The organism is Rhizobium sp. 57MFTsu3.2 (assembly GCF_012932765.1).
GTDB lineage: Bacteria > Pseudomonadota > Alphaproteobacteria > Rhizobiales > Rhizobiaceae > Rhizobium > Rhizobium altiplani.
Map to the genome: position 1 here is coordinate 152,300 of NZ_JDWI01000006.1, position 20,510 is coordinate 172,809.

Here is a 20,510-nt window from a genome sequence, read left to right on the forward strand (position 1 = left end):
ATTTTCCGGAAGAATTATGCGGTGGGATTATCAGCTTAGAAGAAGCTGAGCTGGCCGTCATCCGGCTTTTTCTTTTCAGGCGGCGACGGCAGCTTATCAACAGCCACCTTATCCTGGAGGTCGGACCCCATATTGGTCACTTTGTTGACCTTGTCGGAGACGGGGATCGCCTCGAAGAAATCTTCTTCGACCGGCTTCATCAAGTCGGCGACGTCCCGTGGCTCCTGTGTCTTGCAATCCAGCCAGCGCGAAAAGTCTTCCGGCTTGATGACGACGGGCATGCGGTCATGGATCCGAGCGATGGCGGCATTTGCCGCGGTCGTCAGGATCGCGCCGGTGTCGACTTCCGAACCGTCTGCGGACGACCATGTTTCCATCAGGCCGGCGAACGCCACAATGCCGCCGCGGCGCGGCCTGATCCAATAGGGCTGGGACTTCTCGCCCCTCTCCCTGCCGGGGCGATGCCATTCATAGAAGCCGGAGGCTGGCACGAGCACGCGCCGATGGCGCATCGCCGCACGAAACGACGCCTTGCCGATCGCCGTTTCGGCGCGGGCGTTGATCAACAGCGGAAATTGCTTGGGACCCTTCACCCATCCCGGCGTAAAGCCCCATCGTACGAGCACCGCGCGCCGCTCCGGGAGGTTGCTGCCTTTCTCCCGCGTTTCATCCGAAACGACGACGAGGATGGGCTGGGTCGGCGCAATGTTGTAACGCGCGGGAAAGTCCTCGAGATCCATGATCCCCAGAACTTCCTTCAACTCCTCCGGGGATATTGTCAGGGCATAACGTCCACACATTCTGATGTCTTTGCACTCCGTCCGGCGACGGTCAAGGCTAGCCGCCTCAGCCGCGCGGTGCGAGTAGGATGATTGCCGAGCCGCAAAGGCAGACGAGCGCGCCACCAATGTCCCAGCGGTCGGGCACACGGTTCTCGACGATCCACAGCCAAATCAGAGAAGCCACGATATAGATGCCGCCATAGGCAGCGAAGGTGCGGCCGGCGGCCTCACTCGGCACGAAAATGAGGAGCCATGCAAATAGCGCGAGGGACACCATACCAGGCGCCAGCCACCAGACGGGCTTTGCCATTCTCAGCCAGGCCCAGAAGGTGAAGCAGCCGGCAATCTCGAAAACAGCGGCTGCAGCATAAATGATATAAGTCACGAGGGCTCCATCGAATCGCCGCGTTCAATATCCGGCGGAACGATGGCGGCGCCAAGCACATCCCAACAGAGACCAACGCGGCAACCCCATGAGTTCCATTCCGAAGGCGGCCTCCTCAGCCATCCTCCAGCGCGGCAACCGGTTCCTCCTCGTGCTTCGGCGCAATCCGCCGGCGGCCGACATCTATGCGTTTCCGGGAGGACGGGCCGAACCGGGCGAAACGCCGGAGGAAACAGCGTTGCGCGAGTTGGAGGAGGAGACCGGCATAAAAGCTCGCAGCCCTCACCTCTTCGCGACATACGATTTGAAGACGCACGCCCCTGACGGCGCGGTCGTCAACCACTTCTTTCTTTCCGTATTTCGGGTCGAGGCCGGCGAGACGGCTATCGGCCTTGCGGCCGACGACGCCGCCGATATCGGCTGGTTCACCGTTGAGGAGATCCGCCGGTTACCCGTGCCTCAAAGCGTGCTTGAATGTGCCGAGCGCCTGGCGTCCGGCAGCGAATAAGCAGGTGGAAACTCAAGCAAGCGCCTTGTTCCCGTCACTGTCAGGGTATCAACTGTCAACATGATTCCCGTTCGACGCGCGTTCCTGTTTCTTGCATTGTGCGCAAGCGCCGCCCTACCCGCCCCTGTATGGGCACAGGGTACAACGCCGCCAGTGTTGCCAGAGCAGAGTGCGCCAAAAGCGGTCACCGTGCCATACGACGAAAAGCTATCGCGGCTTGCCGAAGTGTTGGGCTCGGTTCACTACCTGAGGACTTTGTGCAAGGCGGAAAACAGTAGCGAGTGGCGAGGGCGCATGCAGCAACTGCTTGATTCAGAAGCCAAGGACGAGCCGCAGCGCAAGGAACAGCTGACCGCGGCTTTCAATCGCGGATACCGCGCTTTCGCGTCTGTTTACACGGATTGCACGCAGGCAGCCATCGTGGCAGAAGAGCGATACCGTGCCGAAGGTGCAACACTCGCCACAGAAATAACATCAAGGTTCGGAAATTAACGGTTAATTAACCTCTTTTCACTGGCGGCCGTGTCGTTTTGGGAAAAGGCTGATAAGGTCGTTAACTAGGCAGTAAGGCATGCAGTTTGAGGAAATGACAATGGAACCAAGCCTCAATGACATCGACGACATGATCGTTCATGAGAAGACTCAGGCGGCTTTGGAGTACCATAACGAAGCCTGGGCTGATGGCATGGCAGACGGAATCGAACCCGAGATCATCGCCGATACAGCAATCATCCACGCGCTACGGGAAACTATTCGCCTCCATGGCGAGAATAGTGCCGAAGCGCTTCTGGATTCCTTGCGCGAGCGCATGCTTGCCGGCGAGTTTTCTCCGAACCGCACCCTGCAATAACGATCACAGAGAGTTTGATGCATTCCGCTAGGGACAATGCTTCGCGGCCCGCGATCGCGCCGCTTTTGCTTGCAATCGGCCTTAGCGCCAGTAGCTTTCTGACCGGGACTTCGGCCCTGGCACTCTCAGAGCTGCAGAAGACCCCAGGACAGGTTGAACAAAGCGCTCCTGGCCAAGGCGGCGACAAGCCAGCCCCCTCCCCAACCTCACCCGGCGTTCCGATGCCCGACCCGCTGGTCAATTCGCAGGCCGGCCAAAGCAACGACAAGACGCCCGGCGCCGAGGACAGCTCGAAGCCAGTCGAAGTCATCTACGATATCAGCAAGGTCCCCGAGCCCGTTCGAAAGATGCGGGAGCAGATCGTCGAGGCTGCCGCTTCGGGCGATCTCGAGCGGCTGCGCCCCCTGCTCGGCACCGGCGCCACTCAGACACAGGTGACGGTCGGAGAGCCGACGGACGACCCCATCAGCGCGCTCAAGGATCTTTCGGGCGATCCGGAGGGCGATGAGATCCTGGCGATCCTGCTTGATGTCATTTCCACCGGCTTCGTTCATGTCGGCCAGGGCACACCGGACGAAATGTTTGTCTGGCCCTATTTCGCCGAGAAGGACCTGAAGGCTCTGACTCCCCCCGAGCGAGTGGAATTGCTGCGCATCGTTACGGCCGGCGACCTGTCCGACATGCAGGAGTTCGGCGGTTATAATTTCTATCGATTGGGCATCACCCCCGGCGGCAAATGGAAGTACTTCACCGCCGGCGACTGAGGCTTGCGATCCCCTCACCGAAGACATACTTCTGAGCGATAACGAACGCGACAGGTGCGCCATGCCAGCCGTATTTCTGAAGAACCGCTCGCTTATACGGGTGAGCGGTCCGGAGGCCCAATCCTTTCTGCAGAACCTGATCACGACCGATCTTGCCGCGCTCGCAGCGGATGAAGCACGGCCGGGCGCGCTGTTGACGCCGCAGGGCAAAATCCTGTTCGATTTCATGATCTGGCAGGACGGCGATGGGTTCATCATCGATACGGACGATGATCAGCGGGATGCGCTGCTTAAGCGACTGGGGATGTACAAGCTCAGAGCCGCCGTCGACCTTTCGCCTGCCGGCGAGGGCGTCACGGTTTCTTGGGACGGCGCAAATACGGGTCCAGCCGATAGCCGCTTTGCCAAAGCTGGCGTGGCGCTCGTCCGCCAGGCGGGGCAGCACGGTGCCAATGACCGCGAAATCTATGACGCATTGCGCATCGCGAGCGGCGTTGCCGTATCCGGGCAGGACTATGCGCTGCAGGATGCCTTCCCGCACGATGTCCTGATGGACTTTAACGGCGGCCTCTCCTTCAAGAAGGGCTGCTATGTCGGCCAGGAGGTCGTCTCGCGCATGCAGCATCGCGGCACGGCGCGCCGCCGTGTCGTCACCGTGAAAGCCGAGACGGCGCTGCCGCCCTCCGGGACGGAGATCACCGCCGGGGGCAAGCCGGTCGGCACGCTCGGATCGGTCGTCGGAAAAGGCGGCCTCGCGATCGTTCGCATCGACCGTGCCGGTGAGGCCATTGCGACAGCGACGCCTCTATTGGCAGGCGAGACGGCCGTCATTCTCGAACTACCCGCCTGGACAGGGCTGACGTTCCCGTCGGCGGCGGACGAGGCCAGCGCGTGACGACAAGGGCGCCGCGCGCGTGGCAGCGCATGCTCTCGGGCCGCCGGCTTGATCTGCTCGACCCCTCTCCTCTCGACGTCGAGGTGAGCGATATTGCGCATGGGCTTGCGCGCGTTGCCCGCTGGAACGGGCAGACCTCGGGAGATCACGCCTTCTCCGTCGCCCAGCATTGCCTTGTCGTGGAGGATATTTTCCGCCACCTCAACGAGGCGACAGCCGATCAGCGCCTGATGGCGCTGCTGCATGATGCGCCGGAGTATGTCATCGGCGACATGATCTCGCCGTTCAAGTCGGTCGTCGGCGGCGGATACAAGGCCGTCGAAAAGCGGTTGGAAGCGGCCGTCCACCTTCGGTTTGGCCTGCCGCCCCACCCTACGCGCGAACTCAAGGAGAAGATCAAGAAGGCTGACACCATCGCTGCGTATTTCGAGGCAACTCAGCTTGCCGGGTTTACGTCCATTGAGGCAAAGAAATTCTTCGGCCAGCCGCGCGGAATCACAAAAGACATGTTGCTGATGACGCCACTGCCGGCAGTCGAGGCGCAGCGCCTGTTTTGCGAGCGCTTCGAGACAATTGAGGCCATGCGGAGCAGCAAAGCATGACTGTCATCATTGTCGCTCCGCTTGCCCGGATCGCCGAAATGGCAGTCCGGCATGGCGCCCGTGAGATGATCAGCCTGATGGCGAAGGAACAGGCTTTCCACCGGCCTGCCGTGATTCAGGCGCACCGGCATCTTCTCCTCCATATGAACGACATCGCGTTCAAGGGAACCGGTAACCTTGTCGCGCCGGATGAAACGCATGCGCGGGAGATCATCGGTTTTGCCCGCGAGTGGGATCGCGCTGCGCCACTCTTGATCCACTGTTGGATGGGCGTCTCCCGGTCGCCGGCGGCGGCCTTGATTACCGCCCTTTCCGTGTCGCCGGAGCAGGAGGATGCGGCGCTCGTTCGCCGGCTGCGCACTGCATCGCCTTTTGCCACGCCAAATGCGCGGCTGATCCAGATCGGCGATGACCTGCTCGGCCGCGGAGGGCGGCTGGTCGATGCGGTTCGAACCATCGGCCGTGGCGCGGACGCGGATGGAAACGCACCTTTCACACTGGCTTTGGACGAGCCGACCGCTGGAACGTTTTGAGTCGATACCGGTTATCCCTCGAGGAGGTTGATCGATGTCGCTGCAGAACTATCGCGATACGTTTGTGCGATGCTTGGCTACACTCAGGAGCCTGACAAGCGCGCGCGACGAATATGCGTGGTTCCGGTGGCAAGCGATCTATCTCACACGTGATCGATTTTCCTACTTCTTTCGCGGCGATCTGGATGGTGTCAAAGTCCGCTTCCTCGGCCAACAGATAGATTTGACCACCGGCGCCACCAGCTCGGTTCCGATACGTTCGATTGCGCTGTACGGGGCAACATTCGGCCTGAATGAGGCAATCACTGCTTATCGCGGGCCTCAGAAGTCTGTTATCGACGTTGCGCATACCTTCAGCGAAAAAGGCGCTGCAGATTACCAGGCCGAGTTCTTCTATGTCAGGATGCGGCTGCTCTACTCGGCCGATGACAGCCGCACGGGTTTCGGCACCGATCCCAGACTGCGTGAAAACACGAATATCATATTCGTCGGGCTGGAAGATCACGCGACGGCCGACCTGCTCGAAACAAGTCGCGTCGGGCAATGGGTCGCGACGGATAGGCCGGTTGCATCAAGCGAGTGGTATGCGGAGCGATACTACTATCACTGACCGGAAAGACTGCCTACTTGATGACGCCGCAGGCAAGGCGCTCACCCGCATCGCCTGCAGGTTGGCTGCGATAGTCATCAGAATTGGCATGAACGATCAGCGCTCGGCCGCGGACGCCATCAGTCTTGCCGTCGAGTGTGACCATGCCGTCAAACACCTGCGCTCGCAGAACGCCATCCTGATCAACATACTGGTTGGGCATGTCGCCGGCATGGGGTCCCATTGCGGACAGCAGGCCGTGCTCGGCATTGGTCGGATTGAAGTGCTTTCCGGCTGACTCGTGATGGCCGGCTGCATCGCAACTGCCGGTCTCGTGGACATGGAATGCGACCCATTTGTTGGCAGGCAGCCCAGCCACTTCGGCTTCGATCAATACGCCCCCAGTTGCCGCCGCCGTTAGCGTGGCCCGACCGCTTGCCTTTCCGTCACGCCCGATAAAGTCCGCCGTGGCCGTTTGCTTGTCCTGAGCCATCGCAGCGGAGGAAACGGCCAAGAGCGTCAGAGCCGCGAACGAGAGGATTGTTTTCATTGGAGCTTCCTTTGCATCGTCGTTTCCCAACGTGCGAGGTACGAAGCAGTTCCCAAAACGGCGGCAACGAAAAAGCCGGCTCTGAGGCCGGCTTCGCAAATTCAGCGCACCACGTGATCAGGCGACAGTGTCGAGATCATACTGACCGTATGTGCTCTTATACAGATCGTAAGAGGCGTTCTGCTGGGACTGCGGATAGAAATTACGGCTACCCGTCTCACTTGCAGCCATCATGAAGGCAAGCACGCCATCCGAGAGCTTTGGTGCAAAGTCCTGAGCATTGCTCCCTTCTGAGCCCAACTGCTTCAGAATGCCCGGCTTGTCATCAGCCGCCCGCTCGCCACGGCTCAGCACGCCGTCGCCATTTGTGTCCAATCGCGACAGGGTCGCGAGATACGCATAAGATGTATCACTAACCGATGAAACTTGGCTCATACAAACCTCCATTCACCGCTGTTTCGGTGATGTTTGTACGCAATACGAAATGGAAAAATCTAAGACTGAACGGTCGTTAAACTGATTTGCGCACTGCGTCAATAAGCTGTTAACACGCCATTAACCATGATTGATAAAGTGTGATTTCAGCGCATCAGCCGCGCGCGGTCTGGGCTCAAATGCCCACATTTCCAGGCAGTTCGTGACCAGCAGTCAAATATAATGCCAGCAATATATTCGTTTGCGTTGCAATAGAATTTTAATGCGACCGATGGATTATCTTCGCCACGTCAGCATAGGGGCCGGTCGAATTTGAGATTGCCTAGACGATAATTTTGGATTGTTTCAAAAGGTCTTTTCATGTCTGGCGCGCCGCGTCGAAACTGCAGGCTTGCAGCACGCTCACAGGGCTCCGCTCACCCTCCCCTCGCTCCCGAAACAAAGATTGCCGAAAATGGACGCTGAAGCCCTTTTCCGGCAACAGTGCACGACCGCCCTCAATGAGGATCGCTCTGCCAACGCTGAGCGCCTGATGAATCTTGTCGTCGAGACATATCGACTGCAGGCAGGAAAGAAGCGCGCCGCGGAAGACCATTCTCACCTGCTGAGCGAAGAAAACACCACGCTTAAAGGCAGCCTCGTTGCCACGAAAGAAGATCTCGCGGAACAGCAACGCCTGTTCGGGATCGTTCTCGACAACCTGCCGCAAGGTCTGAGTGTCTTCGACGCTGAGCAGCGATTGATCGTCTGCAACACGCGCTTCCGACAAGTTTTCGGCTTCAGCGTCGAAGCTGCCTCTCCCGGCGCCTCGCTGAAAACACTCATCTCGATGATCCGCGGCACCGAGCGGATCGAGAAAAAGGTCTCGCGTCTGCGCGCCGCCACCGAAGGTGGACATATCCGCCACCGCGAATGGATCATGGAAGACGGGCGCACCATCCAGAGCGTCATCACCGTCCTCCCCGATGGCAGCAACATTTCCATTCATGCGGACGTTACCGAAGACCGAAAGGCGGCCGAGCGCATAGCTTATCTCGCTCATCACGACCCGCTGACCGGACTGCCGAACCGCATCAGCCTCAGGGAGCGCATCGACGCCGCGCTGGCCGCCTGTAAGCCGGACGAGCAGATTGCCCTTGTGCACCTTAATCTTGACCGCTTCAAATCGATCAATAACACCCTCGGCGTTTCGGCCGGTGACAAGATCCTGCGGCAGGTGGCTGAGCGCATCCGCATGTCGGCAGGCGGTAATGTGCTGGCGCGCCTCGGCTCGGACGAATTCGCGATTCTTCAATCCGGACGGCAGCAGCCATGGAACGTCACGGCTCTGGCCGACCAGATTCGCCGCGAACTCTCGGAGCCGTTCTTTCGTGGAGACAAGGCCGTTGAACTCAGCGTGTCGATGGGGATCGCAATCAGTCCGCAGGACGGAATTGAAACGGACACCCTGCTGAAATACGCCGGCGTCGCACTGTCGCATGCCAAGAGCAGCGGTGGAAAGGGCGAGCGCTTCTTCACGGCCGAAATGGAAGCGCAGATCGAAGCACGGCATACACTGGAAGCGGATTTGCGCAAGGCGATCGAACGCGAGGAGTTCGAGCTTCACTATCAACCGCTCTATGACCTCGGCCAACAGAAGATCTGCGGTTTCGAGGCGCTTCTGCGATGGAACCACCCGACGCGCGGACGGGTGCCGCCCATGGAGTTCATTCCCCTTGCCGAGGAGGTTGGCCTCGTGGTCGATATCGGACGCTGGGTCATACGCCGCGCCTGCCGCGATGCCATGGATTGGCCAGAAGATATCAAGGTTGCGGTCAACGTATCGGCGATCCAGTTTACGAACAGTGATTTGCCGAGCGATGTCGCCGCGTCGCTGGCCGAAGCGGGGCTGCCAGCTAACCGTTTAGAAATCGAGATCACCGAAAGCGTGCTGATGGAAAACCTCGATGAGGCCCTGCCTGTACTGCACGCGCTCAAGCAGAGCGGCATCCGGATCGGCATGGACGACTTCGGCACCGGCTATTCGTCGCTGAGCTATCTCCGACGGTTCCCCTTCGACAAGATCAAGATCGACAAGTCGTTCGTCAACGGTATCGTTGAAGACAAAGAAGCCTTTGCGATCATGCGTGCCATCATCCTTCTCGGCGATGCGCTCGGCATGCGCGTGACCGTGGAAGGCGTCGAAACGGCCGAGCAGTTGGCCATGCTCCAGCGCGAAGCCTGCGATGAAATCCAGGGCTACCATATCAGCCCGCCACGGCCGGCCGTGGACGTACCTTACCTGTTGGCTTGGCCGCAGGCGCACCCGAGCGCCCGCGCCAGCTAGTACGCTCTTCGTTGCGACTCGTGGTTCCTGCGTTTATGGAAGGACACCCTCTTCCCACGCGGTGATCCCATGTTCCAGGCGAAGGCCTTCGCTCCATTTGAAAAGCTTGCCGCCGCGCTCGTACCGCATTCGTCGGAGGGCGATGACGGCTCGCATGACGTGGCGCATGTCTTGCGCGTTTTCAAGAACGCCATGCGCATTCAGGCTGTCGAGGGTGGCGATGCCAGGATCCTTGCGGCTTCCGTCCTCCTGCACGATTGCGTCGCCGTGGAGAAGAACTCCCCCATGCGCTCAAAGGCGTCCGCTTTGGCAGCAGCGAAGGCCTCGGCCGTTCTCGCGAAGCTTGGCTGGGCCAGTGACGACATCACCGCCGTTGCGCATGCGATTGTCGCGCATAGCTTTTCCGCCAATGTTACGCCCGAGACCCTGGAGGCAAGGATCTTGCAGGATGCCGATCGCCTGGATGCGATCGGCATGGTCGGCGCGGGACGCTGCTTCTACATTGGCGGCCGAATGTCCTCCGCGCTCTACGATCCGTTCGATCCGGCAGGCAGCAACCGCGAGCTTGACGACAAGCGCTATGTCATTGACCACTTCCAGACAAAATTGTTCAAACTCGCGGACGGCTTTCAGACGAAGGCCGGGCGGGCGCTCGCGGCCACACGCGACCAGCGCCTGCGCGACTTCCTTGCGGCTTTCATGGACGAAATCTAGGAGCACTTGATGCGTATTACAGGCCTTTTCATCTATCCGCTCAAAAGTGCTCGGGGTATCGCGCTGCAGTCCTCGGAGATCGATGCATTCGGGTTGCCGGGCGACCGGCGCGCCATGATCACCGATCGGGACGGACACTTCATCACCCAGCGGGAGTTGCCCGATCTCGCTCGCATCGCCGTGCAGGCGGGACCGTCGGGCCTCCATCTCACCATGGGCGACAAGAAGATTGACGCGCAGATTCGAACGGCCTCAAAACGGATGGACGTCTCGATCTGGAAGTCCATCGTCAATGCGGCGGTTGCCGATGATGCTGTGAATGCTGAACTTTCGGCCTGGCTCGGGCGAGAGGTGAGACTGGTGTTCTTCGATCAGGATGCCAAGCGTTCCGCCAGTGCGGAATGGGCCGGCGAAGGCACACCGGTCACATTCGCCGATGGCTACCAGATCCTTGTCACCACGACAGGCTCCCTGCGGGCACTGAATGCCGATCTCGAGGCGCACGGCGAAGGGCAAGTGGGCATGGAGCGGTTCCGGCCCAATATCATCCTTGATACCGAGGAAGGTTGGCAGGAAGACCGGTGGGCTGCGATTGAGATCGGCGGCATTCGTTTCGATCTCGTCAAACCTTGCGCACGTTGCATCATGACCACCCAGGACCAATCGACCGGATCGCGCGACGTTCCTAGTCCGATGCCCGCCATGGGGCGCATTCGGATGTCTGCGGACCGGCGTGTACCCGGTCCGCTCTTCGGCTGGAATGTCACGCCTCGCGGGACCGGTCGGATTGCGGTCGGCGATACAGCCAAAGTCATCGAGGAGAGGCCCGAAGGCTGGGCCTTCAAGGTCCGCAACCGCGGCTAGGCGCGAAGCTGCGCGAGTGCCTCATCGATTTCATCCGTGATAGCCGGCGATAACGGGCCTTTGGCCAGCGCGCCGGCGTTTTCTTCAACCTGGGCAACGGTGCGAAAGCCCGGGATCGGCAGGGTTCGGGGCGAACGCGCCCACAGCCACGCCAGGGCGCCTTGTGTGAGAGTTCGACCATCGGACGTCAGCAACTCGCGAACCGCTTCCAATCGCGCTGCAAATTCCGGCGCGATCCGGCCGTCCTTGAAGTAGACCATCCAGTCAAGGCTCGCGCCGCGAACATCCTTGTCACCGATTTTCGTGTCGGCGCGGAATTTTCCGCTGAGCAAGCCCATCGCGAGCGGCCCGCGGTTGATCGAAATCAGCCCATGCCGTTCGATCACCGAGATCATGTCAGGCACCGGCTCGAAGACGTTCATCGTGTGCTGGACGGCAACAAAACCCAGGCGTTCCGAGTGTCGCGCGGCACGATCGGGATAATCCGTGCTCCACCCGAAGGCGTCGATCTTCCCCTCGTCACGGAGCGTCTCAAGGATTTCGAAAACCTCGTCCGACTGTTCAAGCGGAAAGTCGTTCAGATGAAATTGAAGCAGATCGAGGCGATCCCGTTTCAACCTGCGCAGCGACGTCTCGGCCGAGCGGCGAATGAAGACAGCATCGGCGAAGGCGCCGGTTGCCTGCTTCGTCTCCGGATCGGTGGCAAAGCCGAACTTGGTCGCGATGACAATGTCGCTGCGACTACCGATCGCACGCCCGAGAACTTCCTCTGAATGCCCGGCCCCATAGTTCGAAGCCGTATCGAAGAAACGGATGCCGAGTTCGATCGCGCGATGAATGGCGGCGACGGACTTGTCGTCGTCGACCTCGCCCCAGCCGAGCGGCGTGTCGCCGGCATAGAAGGGACCGCCGATTGCCCAGCAGCCCATACCCAACCGGGGTATTTCATAATCGTTCCAGAGATTTATCGTCGTCATCGCATCCGGTTTGGTCAGCATCGCATTCCTCCAATCGCTGGGCTGCATGCGATCGAAATAGGAAGATGCGTGAGACACGTAAAGCGCCTGATCCGAATGATGTTTTTCGCCAATGAAAAACGGTCGGTCAGGCGGACAATTCGTCCTGCGGTGCGGCCGCCTTGAGTGCTTTCAGAGCTGCCTGTACGAAGCCCTCGCGCGCAGCTGCCGCTTCCACGCCGCGCGGCTCATAGACATGGCGATGGAGAAAGAATGCCGTCAGGCGGAACGCGGCGCTGAGGCCGTCGATATCAGCCGCGCGGTTTTCCTCACTGTTCAGGAATGGTGGCAGGAGCAACATCTTGTCCGCCCAGGGAGCACCGGCAGTCCGGCTGACCGCCCTGCCCGACTTCGGCGACACATAAGCAAGGTCGGAACGACTGCCCGTCGCGGCGCACTCGGTCAAATCGAGACCAAAGCCGAGGTCGTTCAGAACGGCAAGCTCGAAACGGACGAAGAGCTCACCGGCATCCGCCGGATTGTGGAGATTGTCGAGGATGACTTCGAGCGCTTCGAAGAGATGCGGATGCGGATCGCGCTCCGGCAGCAAGCGCAGCAGTGCGCCCATCGCCTGCACGCCATAGACGGCAGTCGCCGTTTCCATCAGCCGCGCGGCCCGTAACGTCAATGGCTCTATACGGAATTCGCCAAGGTGCTCGTCTAGGCGCGCACGCCACGTAACCTCGACCTCGTTGCCGGGTTGAAGAACCGGTTGCATGGCACGAGACCGGCCAGAGCGGACCATGCCAAGATGGCGTCCGCGCTCGCGCGTCATCACCTCGGCGATGACGCTGGTCTCGCCATGGCGCTTGACGCCCAAGATGATTGCCCGGTCATGCCACTGCATCGGAAGCGAACCCTAAACTTACGATTCGATCCTAACGCAAGACCGTTGCCCTGTCATAAAAAGGCATTCAGGCGCTGGCTGGGAACAGTTTCTGGAGGAAGTCGCGCATCGCCGATTCTCCAAACGGCTTGACGAGCAGCGGCACGTTCCGAAGGTCTTCGGGGAAGTCCTTTGTATCGGAATAACCGCTCACAAACCCAAAGGGGATGTTGCTGTTCGCCAGATGACGGGCAAAGTCGAAGCTCATGACTTCGCCAAGATTGACGTCCAGCAGCGCGAAATCGAAGGTCGCGGTCTTGGTCGCCTCCATCGCCTGTTCAAGGCTGCTGACGATTCCAATCGTTTCCACGCCCACCTGGCGGAGAATATCCTCCGCCTCCATCGCGATGATCAAACTGTCCTCGAGGACAAGAACACGGTTTGCCTTCATACCCAATACGCCCCTCGCTGAGTATCAACTAAGATGCTCGGCACCTGCATTTCCCGGATTTCAACCTCTGACGCCCCATGGCTCATTGGCGACGACTATATACCGCTTAGCTTGCATAGCCGCTTTTTCGTTTCGGGTCGATAAAAAGCAGGGCAGGAAGAAAGATGGCAGGGTGACCTTACGAGCGTGCCGCTCAGAAGGCATTTAAATAAGACATGTCGCTTACAGCTATTATATGAACGGACGGCCCCTCTCTCCAAGCCCCTCCCAACCGGCAGCAGCCTTGAGCCCCTCCCCATCAAGCACCTCGCAGGCACGCTCCTGCCAGCGGATGAGGTTGCGATTGGCGAGCTTTTTCAATGTCTTGTTTGTATGCACGATCGAAAGTCCCAATGTATCCGCAACGTGTTGCTGCGTGATTGGAATCGATGCGTGGCCGTTGAAGAGCTTCAGCTGCCTGCCGCGCTCGAACAGGAAAGCGATGAGATAGGCGGCGCGCTCGAGCGCTGTCCGGCGACCAATGCTCAATAGGTGTTCGTCAAGGATACGTTCTTCCTGGGCGGCAATCCAGGTGATGTCGAAGGCCAGGGACGAATGCTTGTTGTAGAGGGTCATCAGCTTGTCGCGCTCGAAAACGCAAAGCGATACAGGCGACAATGCCTCGACGGAGTGCTGCATCTCCCCCATAATCGTTCCCTGAAGACCGATCAGATCACCCGGCATCACGTAGTTCAGGATTTGCCGGCGTCCGTCCTCCAGCGTCTTGTAACGAAAACCCCAGCCGGAAAGGACTGTGAACAGGTGAGCGCTGTGCGCACCCTCGACTATGATCGTGGCACCAGCATCCGCGGCCAGCTCGCCTCTCTTGAATTTCGAAACGAAGTCGAGTTCATCGGCGGTGAACTCCCGGAAGACCCGGTTGGCACGCAGCGGACAGTGCTCGCAGGGCGTTTTGAACGAGTGGGTGGGACGCGCGGTCGGCATACAGGCCCTTGTACTCGAATGAAGGACGCTGCCGGAATTGGCAGCGCTTCCTACGAGAACACGCAAATGGCAAGGGTTGTTCCACCCGCGCGGGAATTTTTAACGCAGAAACAACGCGGTAGAAGCCGTCAACTTACGTCGGAAAATCCAGACCCATTTCGCGGAAGCGCTCGGGGTCATCGCCCCAATTTTCACGAACCTTCACGAACAGGAAGAGATGAACCGGCTGCTCGAGGATTTCGGAGAGCTCTCGTCGGGACGCCGACGAAATCGCCTTGATCGTTTCGCCACCCTTGCCGAGCGCGATCTTCTTCTGGCTATCCCGTTCGATGTAGATTACCTGCTCGATTCGAACCGAGCCGTCCTTGCGTTCTTCCCACTTTTCCGTCTCGACATGCGACGAATATGGAAGCTCCTGATGCAGACGCAGGAACAGCTTCTCGCGGGTGATCTCCGCAGCCAGCTGGCGCATCGGAAGGTCGGAGATCTGGTCTTCGGGATAGTACCAGGGGCCTTCTGGCAGCGTCTTTGCCAGATAGTCCATGACGTCGTCACAGCCGGAGCCGTTCTCGGCCGAGATCATGAAGGTATGGGTGAAGTCGATCTTCTGGTTGGCCGCCGCCGCAAGCGCCAGCAGATCTTCGCGTTTGACCCGATCGATCTTGTTCAAGACGAGAATCTTTGGCTGATGTACCTCCTTGAGGCCCTCAAGAATGGCTTCCGCATCGCCGCGCAGACCACGTTCGCTGTCGATCAGCAGCATGATCAGGTCAGCATCCTTTGCGCCGCCCCAGGCTGATGTCACCATCGCGCGGTCGAGCCGCCGACGCGGCTTGAAAATGCCGGGCGTATCCATGAACACGACCTGCGCATTGTTGTGAATCGCGATGCCGCGCACGATGGCACGCGTCGTCTGCACCTTATGGCTGACAATCGAAACCTTGGCGCCGACGAGGCGATTGACCAGCGTGGACTTGCCGGCGTTGGTCGCTCCAATCAACGCGACAAAGCCTGACCGTGTGGCACCCGCAGTTTCAGGGGCGTCGTCCGCCATATCGTGTTCTTCCGTCATTTGTCCCGTCAGTTTCCGGCAGAGGACTTCTGCCAAATGCCTTCGCGTTCCAGCATTCGCGTGGCTGCGACCTGTTCCGCGGCCCGCTTTGAGCGTTCGATGCCCGTTTCGGGCTTAACACCTGTGACCTCTACCGTCACCGTGAAACGCGGATCATGATCCGGTCCGGTGCGTTCTTCAACCCGGTAGATCGGCGTGATGCCGAATTTGGCGTGCGACCACTCCTGCAATTCGGTCTTCGCGTCGCGCCGCGCGCCGTCGGCGCGCGCTGCCCGCTTTTCCCAGAACTTCAGGATGAAACGCCGGGCGACCTCCAGGCCGCCATCGAGGTAGATCGCCGCAATAAGGCTTTCGACGACGTCGGCTCGCACGTTCATCATACGCTTGCCGGTCAGCTTCTTGACGTCGGCGCCAGTCCGGATGAAGAGATGCAGGCCGAGTTCATCAGCGACCTCAGCACAGGTGTCGGCACTGACGAGCTGATTGAGGCGCACCGAAAGTTCGCCCTCGGTCGCCGTACCGAACGTCCGGAAGAGCAGTTCGGCAACGCAGAGGCCGAGGACTCGGTCACCGAGGAACTCCAGCCTCTCGTAGTTGCCGCCCTTCTGCGTGCGGGCACTTGCATGCGTCAGTGCCCGATCCAGCCGCTCCTTTTCGGCGAACTCGTGACCGATCAGGGCTTCAAGCCGTGTTCGATCCGCCGCCGAAAGCGTCTGTGACTTGCTCATTCAACGCCCTTGAACAGACGATCCCACCGCATGTTCGTCGGCCACTTCCAGATCTCGCGGAACGAGGTGTCGTTGCCGAGCGAGAAGAAGATGACGCTGGCGCGACCGACCAGATTTTCCGCAGGCACAAAGCCAACGTCGAAGCGGCTGTCGAGCGAATTATCGCGATTATCGCCCATCATGAAGTAATGGCCTTCCGGAACGATAAACTCGCGGGTGTTGTCGCCACGCGAAACCGGGGACTGATCCAGCGTGTCAAAGCTGACGCCGTTATCCAGCGTCTCGCGATACACCGGCACATCCTGGCCCGGATCCTGCGCGTAGTCGGAATTGAACGTGCCATTCGGCACCCTCGGAACCGCCGTGCCGTTCACGTAGAGGACGCCTTCCTTGACCTGAATGCGATCACCGGGAAGACCAACCAGCCGCTTGATGTAATCAACGTCGGGATTCGGCGGGAACCGGAAGACAACGATGTCACCGCGCTTCGGCTCGCTCTCGAAAATGCGACCGCTGAAGAGGTTCGGCGAGAACGGCAGCGAGAACCTCGAATAGCCGTAGGCAAACTTGTTGACGAAGATGTAGTCACCGACAAGCAGTGTCGGCATCATGGAGCCGGACGGAATGGTGAACGGCTGAAAAAGCACCGTTCGGATAACCATCGCCAAAATCAGCGCCTGGGCGATGACCTTGATGTTTTCCCATAGGGCGTTCGGCTTGGTTTCGACTTTTTCGGACACGCAGTCTTGTTCCTTCAATGCACCGCCAGGGCGCAACTCTTGTTTGCTTCTCTCTAGCGGCTTCGACCGATTGCGGCAATGGCGCCAACATTAAAAGCGACTCTACGTCGCTGCTCAGACATCTTCCGGCAGGGCCTCAATGATGACGAACGCTTGCGCCAAGGGATAATCATCCGTTATCGTCAAATGAATGGCAGCCTTGTGGCCAGCCGGCAGCAGCGACTTCAGCACATCGGCCGCGCCGCCCGTCAGCCGCATCGTCGGCTTGCCGCTCGGCAGGTTCACAACGCCGAGATCCTTCCAGAACACACCTTGCGCCATGCCCGTCCCGAGAGCCTTGGAGCAGGCTTCCTTGGCGGCGAAACGCTTGGCATAGGAGGCGGCGCGATTGGCGCGCCGATCGGACTTTGCCCGCTCAATCTCGGTGAAGCAGCGATTGGTGAAGCGCTCGCCGAAGCGTTCGAGGGATTTCTCGACGCGCCTGATATCAATGAGATCGCTGCCGATACCGATGATCATACGGTTTCCTGCACTGGATTGGACAGCCGCACGCGGGCACGCGTCATAAGGCGTTCGCGGCGGCGCGTCTGAAAGCCCTTCACGGCATAAAAGGTTCCGAAATAAACGATGACGGAGGTCAAGAGCGCCGGCGGGATGGAGCCGACAAGCATCGGTTCGAGCACCGGTTGCCAGAGTTCGCTGAAATGCAGCTCATGAAACAGCGCCCCAAGGTCGATCGAATGCCCTTGCATCGTATCCTGACGCGCAAGCAGCAGGTGACCGATCTCCCAGGTCGCGCCCCAGATGAACGGATAGGTCAGCGGATTGCCGAAGGCCGCACAGCCAAGAGCAGCGGCGACCATATTGCCCGCGAATAGATAGCTGAGTACGAAGGCCATGATAAAATGAACGCCGATAAAGGGCGTCCAGGACACGAAGATCCCTGCGGCTACGCCCATGGCGACGGCGTGCGGCGACGCCGTCAAGCGCAGAACACGCATCGTGAGATAGCGGAGCGGCCGCAAGAATCCCTTGCGAGGCCACAACAACTCGCGCATCTTTTCACGAAATCCGGCAGGTTTTCGACGTCTGAACAGCATGGCGCGTATGTAGTGCAACTCGCACCAGCGTTACAAGAGCGTCAAACTATCTCAGTCATTATTTGATCACTGCAGACTGAGCACTCACCAGGGGCGCGATATGCAATACGCCCCTTTCATTCTTCAAGTATAGAACCGATATTAACGGGTGCGAAACATACCGCGGTCAACCTGACGCTGACGATATTCAAGATCGATACGGTCAAACGAGCCGTTCAGATAGTCCATTTCGCGTTCTTCAGCGGTCGGAGCGCGCAATGCGCGGGCAATCTTCTTGATCGGTTTAAACATTTCTTTGCCTCATCTTCTGTTCGTTTCCTGATGACTGGAAGATAGGCGCTCGCAGCAGCAATTACCAACGCTCTAACAAGGGCACAGCCATGCAATTTACGCATACCTAGCCTTATATCAGTGCGTTTTCCGTCATGAAGCGATCACAAAATGTGCAAATGCCAAGTGCGGTTGCCGACTTACTCGTAAAGCCGGCGAACCGTCGCGACGCATTCGAGGTCCTTCAGCTGGGCAAGCAGCTGGTTCAACTGCCGAAGGTCCCACACTTCGACGTCGAGCGTCATTTCGGTGAAGTCGGTTGCGACGCGCACCGTATTGAACAGCCGAATATTGACGTCGACGCCGGCAACGGTCTGGGCAAGCTTTGCCAACGTACCGGGCTCATTCAACGCATTGACCATGATGCGAGCCATGAAACGCGACTTGTTGGCCTCGTCGAGATCCCAGCGAACATCAATCCAGCGGTCCGGCTGATCGTCGAAACGTTGCAGCGTCGGTGACTGGATCGGATAGATCGTAATGCCGTTGCCTTTTTCCGTCGTATTCATGATCCCGACGATGCGGTCACCGGGTACGGCGCCCGTCGGCGCAAACTGCACATCAACATTGCTCGAAATGCCGCGGATCGGCACCGTGTCCATTTCCAGAGCACTGAGATCTGCACCATCGATGCCGGACTTCGGCTTGCCCGGGATCTTGAAGATCATGCCGGAGGCGCTGCGAACGTTGAACCAACCGTCGTCACCGCTCGGCTTGGCTGTCACGCGTTCTTCGAGATGATCCGGATAGACGGCGCGCAATACGTCGAGCGACGACATTTCACCGCGACCGACCGCAGCGATGGCGTCTTCCACATCCTTCTGGCCAAGGCGATGGAGCGCGGGCTTCATCGCTTCACGGGAGAAGATCTTGCCGGCTCGCTCGAAGGTGCGCTCCAGGATGCGATGGCCGAGACCGGCATATTGTTTGCGGATTGCAAGTCGGGTGGCCCGGCGGATCGCCGCACGCGCCTTGCCCGTTACCACGATCTCTTCCCAGGCAGCAGGCGGCACCTGCACGCCGGAGCGAATGATCTCGACCTCGTCGCCATTCGCTAGTCGTGTTACGAGAGGCATGATGCGCCCGTTGATCTTGGCGCCCACGGTCGTGTCGCCGATATTGGTGTGAACGGCATAGGCAAAGTCGATCGGCGTCGCACCCCGTGGCAGCGCGATCAGCTTGCCCTTCGGCGTGAAGCAGAAGACCTGATCCTGGAACAACTCAAGCTTCGTGTGCTCCAGGAATTCTTCAGGACTGTCCCCTTCCGCCAGCGCCTCGATCGTGTGCCGCAGCCATGAGTAGGCGTTGGACTCGCGCGAGAGGATATCGTTGTCGGACGTCGAAGCCCCGTCCTTGTAGAGCGTATGGGCGGCAATACCGAATTCCGCGATCTCGTGCATGCGCTTGGTGCGGATCTGCAGCTCGATACGCTGCCTGGATGGGCCGACGATCGTCGTGTGCAGCGAACGGTAGTCGTTCTGCTTCGGCGTCGAGATATAGTCCTTGAAGCGCCCGGGAACGACGCGCCAGCGGGTGTGGACGATGCCGAGAGCCCTATAGCAGGCCGAGATATCTTCAACGATGATACGGAAACCGTAGACGTCAGAGAGCTGTTCGAAGGACAGCGACTTCGACTGCATTTTGCGGAACACGGAGTAAGGCTTTTTCTGGCGTCCCTTGACGATGGCGCCCGTCAGCCCGTTCGTAACCAGCAGATCGCCCAATTCGGTCTCGATCTTCTTGACCAGACCCTCGTTGCGCTTGGAAAGCTCCTCGAGCCGCCTGGTTACGGTCTCATAGGCTTCGGGATTGATGTGGCGGAAGGAAAGGTCTTCCAGCTCCTCGCGCATGTCCTGCATACCCATGCGCCCGGCCAGCGGCGCATAGATGTCCATCGTCTCCTCGGAAATGCGCGCGCGCTTTTCCGGCGACATGTGGTCGAGGGTGCGCATGTTGTGCAGGCGATCTGCCAGCTTGACGAGCAGCACGCGTACGTCGTCGGAGATGGCAAGCAGCAGCTTGCGCAGGTTTTCTGCCTGTTTCGCCTTCTTGGTGACGAGGTCGAGCTTCTTGATCTTCGTCAGCCCTTCGACCAGCCGACCAATATCCTCGCCAAAGAGCTCATCGATTTCGGCGCGGGTGGCTGTCGTATCCTCAATGGTGTCGTGAAGCAGCGCGACGGCGATCGTCGACTCATCGAGATGCATGTCCGTCAGAATGGCGGCGACTTCCAGCGGATGCGAGATGTAGGGATCGCCGCTGGCACGCTTTTGTTGCCCATGCTTTTGCATTGCATAGACATAGGCTTTGTTCAGCAGGGCTTCGTTGGCGTCGGGCTTATATTTCTGAACCCGCTCCACGAGCTCGTACTGCCGCATCATCCCGAAACCACTCCATTACAAACGAAAAGCGCGCCAATCACGGATTGGCGCACATGATATGCGATAATATGCCGAAGCTATAATC

The 20,510-nt window shown here is 59.3% G+C and carries 26 protein-coding genes; 11 read left to right on the forward strand and 15 right to left on the reverse strand.

What is annotated here, in order from left to right:
* Positions 1 to 35 precede the first annotated feature (35 nt).
* Positions 36 to 800 (reverse strand): SOS response-associated peptidase, encoded by a 765-nt coding sequence (locus AF71_RS09295; RefSeq protein WP_169681090.1) that lies wholly within the window; start codon positions 798 to 800, stop codon positions 36 to 38.
* A gap of 46 nt (positions 801 to 846) precedes the next feature.
* A complete protein-coding gene (locus AF71_RS09300) occupies positions 847 to 1,167 on the reverse strand; it encodes a YnfA family protein (protein WP_169681092.1) in 321 nt (106 codons plus the stop codon).
* A gap of 88 nt (positions 1,168 to 1,255) precedes the next feature.
* Between AF71_RS09300 and AF71_RS09305 the strand changes: the two genes are divergently transcribed.
* From AF71_RS09305 to AF71_RS09340, 8 genes are all read left to right on the forward strand, one after another.
* On the forward strand, positions 1,256 to 1,675 hold the full coding sequence (locus AF71_RS09305) for an NUDIX domain-containing protein (RefSeq protein WP_169681093.1): 420 nt from the start codon (positions 1,256 to 1,258) through the stop codon (positions 1,673 to 1,675).
* A gap of 60 nt (positions 1,676 to 1,735) precedes the next feature.
* On the forward strand, positions 1,736 to 2,167 hold the full coding sequence (locus AF71_RS09310; protein WP_026371811.1) for a TIGR02301 family protein: 432 nt from the start codon (positions 1,736 to 1,738) through the stop codon (positions 2,165 to 2,167).
* A gap of 100 nt (positions 2,168 to 2,267) precedes the next feature.
* Positions 2,268 to 2,525 carry a hypothetical protein gene (locus AF71_RS09315; RefSeq protein WP_018857413.1) on the forward strand — a complete coding sequence of 86 codons (258 nt, stop codon included), beginning with the start codon at positions 2,268 to 2,270 and terminating at the stop codon, positions 2,523 to 2,525.
* 17 nt (positions 2,526 to 2,542) lie between these two features.
* Positions 2,543 to 3,289, forward strand: a complete 747-nt coding sequence (locus AF71_RS09320; protein WP_169681095.1) for a hypothetical protein — start codon at positions 2,543 to 2,545, stop codon at positions 3,287 to 3,289.
* 61 nt (positions 3,290 to 3,350) lie between these two features.
* Positions 3,351 to 4,184, forward strand: a complete 834-nt coding sequence (locus AF71_RS09325; protein ID WP_169681096.1) for a folate-binding protein YgfZ — start codon at positions 3,351 to 3,353, stop codon at positions 4,182 to 4,184.
* Positions 4,181 to 4,786 carry an HD family hydrolase gene (locus tag AF71_RS09330; RefSeq protein ID WP_169681098.1) on the forward strand — a complete coding sequence of 202 codons (606 nt, stop codon included), beginning with the start codon at positions 4,181 to 4,183 and terminating at the stop codon, positions 4,784 to 4,786. Before AF71_RS09325 ends, AF71_RS09330 begins: the two co-directional genes overlap by 4 nt.
* On the forward strand, positions 4,783 to 5,319 hold the full coding sequence (locus tag AF71_RS09335) for a tyrosine phosphatase family protein (protein ID WP_018857417.1): 537 nt from the start codon (positions 4,783 to 4,785) through the stop codon (positions 5,317 to 5,319). Before AF71_RS09330 ends, AF71_RS09335 begins: the two co-directional genes overlap by 4 nt.
* Positions 5,320 to 5,353: 34 nt before the next feature.
* Complete coding sequence (locus AF71_RS09340; protein ID WP_169681100.1) at positions 5,354 to 5,929, forward strand: hypothetical protein; 576 nt, start codon at positions 5,354 to 5,356, stop codon at positions 5,927 to 5,929.
* 13 nt (positions 5,930 to 5,942) lie between these two features.
* Here the strand turns inward: AF71_RS09340 and AF71_RS09345 are convergent, their stop codons facing one another.
* Positions 5,943 to 6,458: a superoxide dismutase family protein gene (locus tag AF71_RS09345; RefSeq protein ID WP_169681102.1), complete on the reverse strand. Its 516-nt coding sequence runs from the start codon at positions 6,456 to 6,458 to the stop codon at positions 5,943 to 5,945.
* A gap of 117 nt (positions 6,459 to 6,575) precedes the next feature.
* Positions 6,576 to 6,893 (reverse strand): hypothetical protein, encoded by a 318-nt coding sequence (locus tag AF71_RS09350; RefSeq protein WP_018857420.1) that lies wholly within the window; start codon positions 6,891 to 6,893, stop codon positions 6,576 to 6,578.
* Between the two features lie 454 nt (positions 6,894 to 7,347).
* On the opposite strand from AF71_RS09350, the gene AF71_RS09355 reads away from it, so the two are divergent.
* The 3 genes from AF71_RS09355 to AF71_RS09365 all read left to right on the forward strand — a co-directional run bounded on the left by AF71_RS09355 (position 7,348) and on the right by AF71_RS09365 (position 10,797).
* Positions 7,348 to 9,219 carry an EAL domain-containing protein gene (locus AF71_RS09355; protein ID WP_169681103.1) on the forward strand — a complete coding sequence of 624 codons (1,872 nt, stop codon included), beginning with the start codon at positions 7,348 to 7,350 and terminating at the stop codon, positions 9,217 to 9,219.
* A 69-nt stretch (positions 9,220 to 9,288) separates the two neighbouring features.
* Complete coding sequence (locus AF71_RS09360) at positions 9,289 to 9,933, forward strand: HD domain-containing protein (protein WP_018857422.1); 645 nt, start codon at positions 9,289 to 9,291, stop codon at positions 9,931 to 9,933.
* 9 nt (positions 9,934 to 9,942) lie between these two features.
* A complete protein-coding gene (locus AF71_RS09365; RefSeq protein WP_169681105.1) occupies positions 9,943 to 10,797 on the forward strand; it encodes an MOSC domain-containing protein in 855 nt (284 codons plus the stop codon).
* Here the strand turns inward: AF71_RS09365 and AF71_RS09370 are convergent.
* From AF71_RS09370 to AF71_RS09420, 11 genes are all read right to left on the reverse strand, one after another.
* The gene (locus tag AF71_RS09370) at positions 10,794 to 11,795 is read right to left on the reverse strand and encodes an aldo/keto reductase (protein WP_169681106.1); all 1,002 of its coding nucleotides are present in this window, start codon (positions 11,793 to 11,795) and stop codon (positions 10,794 to 10,796) included. The two genes, AF71_RS09365 and AF71_RS09370, sit on opposite strands and share 4 nt — an antisense overlap.
* A 106-nt stretch (positions 11,796 to 11,901) precedes the next feature.
* On the reverse strand, positions 11,902 to 12,660 hold the full coding sequence (recO, locus tag AF71_RS09375) for a DNA repair protein RecO (protein WP_018857425.1): 759 nt from the start codon (positions 12,658 to 12,660) through the stop codon (positions 11,902 to 11,904).
* 67 nt (positions 12,661 to 12,727) lie between these two features.
* A complete protein-coding gene (locus tag AF71_RS09380) occupies positions 12,728 to 13,090 on the reverse strand; it encodes a response regulator (RefSeq protein ID WP_018857426.1) in 363 nt (120 codons plus the stop codon).
* Between the two features lie 231 nt (positions 13,091 to 13,321).
* Entirely contained in the window at positions 13,322 to 14,074 is a 753-nt protein-coding gene (locus tag AF71_RS09385) for a Crp/Fnr family transcriptional regulator (protein ID WP_018857427.1), read from the reverse strand.
* A 133-nt stretch (positions 14,075 to 14,207) separates the two neighbouring features.
* Complete coding sequence (gene era, locus AF71_RS09390; RefSeq protein WP_169681108.1) at positions 14,208 to 15,146, reverse strand: GTPase Era; 939 nt, start codon at positions 15,144 to 15,146, stop codon at positions 14,208 to 14,210.
* An 8-nt stretch (positions 15,147 to 15,154) separates the two neighbouring features.
* Positions 15,155 to 15,874, reverse strand: a complete 720-nt coding sequence (gene rnc / locus AF71_RS09395) for a ribonuclease III (protein ID WP_112642791.1) — start codon at positions 15,872 to 15,874, stop codon at positions 15,155 to 15,157.
* Positions 15,871 to 16,614: a signal peptidase I gene (gene lepB / locus AF71_RS09400; protein ID WP_018857430.1), complete on the reverse strand. Its 744-nt coding sequence runs from the start codon at positions 16,612 to 16,614 to the stop codon at positions 15,871 to 15,873. The genes rnc and lepB overlap by 4 nt, the downstream gene beginning before the upstream one ends.
* 114 nt (positions 16,615 to 16,728) lie before the next feature.
* Complete coding sequence (gene acpS, locus AF71_RS09405) at positions 16,729 to 17,133, reverse strand: holo-ACP synthase (protein WP_018857431.1); 405 nt, start codon at positions 17,131 to 17,133, stop codon at positions 16,729 to 16,731.
* Complete coding sequence (locus AF71_RS09410; protein WP_025659865.1) at positions 17,130 to 17,714, reverse strand: DUF2062 domain-containing protein; 585 nt, start codon at positions 17,712 to 17,714, stop codon at positions 17,130 to 17,132. Before AF71_RS09410 ends, acpS begins: the two co-directional genes overlap by 4 nt.
* A gap of 141 nt (positions 17,715 to 17,855) precedes the next feature.
* Positions 17,856 to 18,005: a hypothetical protein gene (locus tag AF71_RS09415; RefSeq protein ID WP_018857433.1), complete on the reverse strand. Its 150-nt coding sequence runs from the start codon at positions 18,003 to 18,005 to the stop codon at positions 17,856 to 17,858.
* A 179-nt stretch (positions 18,006 to 18,184) separates the two neighbouring features.
* Positions 18,185 to 20,425, reverse strand: coding sequence for a bifunctional (p)ppGpp synthetase/guanosine-3',5'-bis(diphosphate) 3'-pyrophosphohydrolase (locus tag AF71_RS09420; RefSeq protein WP_169681109.1), 2,241 nt, complete (start codon positions 20,423 to 20,425; stop codon positions 18,185 to 18,187).
* Positions 20,426 to 20,510: the final 85 nt, after the last annotated feature.